General features: G+C 62.2%; 3 protein-coding genes. 2 read left to right on the top strand and 1 reads right to left on the bottom strand.

Going from position 1 to position 2,057, the window contains the following annotated elements:
- Positions 1–590 (bottom strand): winged helix-turn-helix domain-containing protein (locus EOA27_RS33715; RefSeq protein ID WP_189562238.1); only part of this gene is annotated, 590 nt, incomplete at its 3' end.
- Positions 591–697: 107 nt separating this feature from the next.
- On the opposite strand from EOA27_RS33715, the gene EOA27_RS33710 reads away from it, so the two are divergent.
- Together EOA27_RS33710 and EOA27_RS42595 are read left to right on the top strand one after the other, a co-directional pair.
- Positions 698–1,159, top strand: coding sequence for a cupin domain-containing protein (locus tag EOA27_RS33710; protein WP_126078802.1), 462 nt, complete (start codon positions 698–700; stop codon positions 1,157–1,159).
- Positions 1,160–1,664: 505 nt separating this feature from the next.
- On the top strand, positions 1,665–2,057 hold a 393-nt coding region (locus EOA27_RS42595), incomplete at its 3' end, for a hypothetical protein (RefSeq protein ID WP_245491254.1).

Below are 2,057 nucleotides of genomic sequence, written 5' to 3'. Positions count from 1 at the left end.
AGCACATAGCGAACGCCCAGCTCGCGGCCAATCTGCTTCACGTCGACGGCGCGACCCTTGTACGAAATGGTCGAGTTTCGGGCGATGACGAACAGCCATTTGATCCGTGCCAGGCCCGTGATGATGTCGTCCACCATCCCATCGGCAAAATACTCCTGTTGGGGGTCGCCGCTCAAATTCGAGAACGGTAGGACCGCGACGGACGGCTTCTCAGGCAAGCTCGGTCCCAACGTGGCGCCGGTGACGACCGAGGTATCGGGACCGTTGGTGGCTACGGCGGGTCCGACATAGCGATAGCCACGGCGCGGCAATGTTTCGATCCAATTTGCTCCATTCGCCGCGTCAGCCAATGTCCGGCGCAAGGCTGCGATCTGAACCGTCAGATTGTTATCGGCAACCGCCGATCCGCCCCAGCCGGCCTCGATCAGCGCGTCTTTGGAGACGGGTTGGCCAGCGTTCTGGATCAGCAGTCGCAGCAGCGCGACGGCGCGCCGCCCAAGCATGGTCGGCTCATCTCCGTAAAAGAGAATGCCCACCTGCGGATCGAGGTGAAAAGACCCAAAGCGGTGGACCTCACGCCTGACTATCATTGGAGTCTTTTAGCAGATTTTTGGCAACGAGTTCACGACTTTCCCGCGTGAGCGGCCGATGTTGAGCGAACGCTTGCCAGAGTAAGCGCCTGTCAGAGGAGGATCAAATGAGCGCTGATGCCGTCATCCGCATGCCCGACGAGAAGAAGGGCGTCATGTTGCGTGGCCACCCGATGGCTTTCCTCGTCACCGACGAAAATACCAGGCATACGAGCATGTTCGACTGGACGATCCCGCCGGAGTTCGCCACCGGGCGACATGTTCACCGGGTGCAGGAGGAGACCTTCTACCTACTCGAAGGCGAGTGTGAATGGCACGTCGGCGACAGGACGATCCATGCAACGCCGGGAACCTTCCTGTTCATCCCGCCAGGGGTGCCGCACAACATCACCAATGTCAGCGAGAAGCCTGCGCGCGTGCTGATGACCGTCTCTCCGCCCGGCCACGAGCATTATTTCGAAAAACTGGCCGAGCTGACGGCGCATGGGGCGCCCGATCCAAAAGCACTCGCCGATCTGCGAAACCGCTACGATACAGACCAACTGTCGACGCTGACGACGCGCTCGTGAATGGGGCGCCTTAGCGCGCACGCACTCGAACACGCCAGCAATATAGCTTTCGGTATGGGAACGATGAGGCCATAGCCCTGGACGGGTTCGATGATCATGCCCGCCAGCCTGCCCCTCGTCGACGTCGCGATCGCAACGCGTCGAGTCAATGGCCTCCTCGCGTCAAGGTTAAACGCCGATCTCCCTCCCTTCCACGTCGAGGGCGCGCAAAGGGCAACAAGTGACGCGCCGGCAAGCCGTTCAGACGGCTTTCGCCAGTGGTGACCGCGGCCGGCATGGCGTCACGTTGCTTCCGATTTCTTCGATGGAACAAGCTTGATTGCGGCGCGCTCGCCCGGCGGGGTGGCCCTGGCGACCACGACCCGATCTCGCCCCTCGGCCTTGGCATCATATTGCGCATGGTCGGCGGCATTGGTGAGCTCGGCCCAGCCCGAGCCATGCTCGGGATAGGCGGCGACGCCGAAGAGGCCGTCACAGTGCCAAGCGTGCGGCCGCGATGCGCCAGATGCAGCTGCTTGATCGCCTGGCGCAGCGTTTCGGCGCGCTTGGCTCCCTCCTTGAGCGAGCAGCCCGGCATCACGAGCGCGAATTCCTCGCCGCCATAGCGCGACACGACATCGGTGTCGCGCGCATGCTCGATCAGCGTCGCGGCAACCTGCTTCAGCACGAGGTCGCCAGCCTCGTGCCCGAAAGTATCGTTGAACTGTTTGAAGTGGTCGACATCGAGCATGATGACTGCCAGCGGCTGGCTCGAGCGCTCCATGCGCCTCAATTCCCGGCTGCTGGTTTCCTCGAGATAACGCCGGTTGAACAGGCCAGTGTTCGGATCGCGGATCGATTGCTGCCTGAGCGTTTCGCGCAGGCGCAGATTGGCCAGCGCCAGCGCCAGCGTGTCAAC

The sequence above is a fragment of the Mesorhizobium sp. M2A.F.Ca.ET.037.01.1.1 genome (assembly GCF_003998075.1).
Lineage (GTDB): Bacteria > Pseudomonadota > Alphaproteobacteria > Rhizobiales > Rhizobiaceae > Mesorhizobium.
The sequence above is the reverse complement of the archived record's forward strand: the minus strand, read 5'-3'. Positions and strand labels throughout refer to the sequence as shown.

Bases quoted from the DNA above. Each gene is read 5' to 3' on its own strand.
- EOA27_RS33710 (WP_126078802.1), top strand. From the start codon at position 698: ATGAGCGCTGATGCCGTCATCCGCATGCCCGACGAGAAGAAGGGCGTC.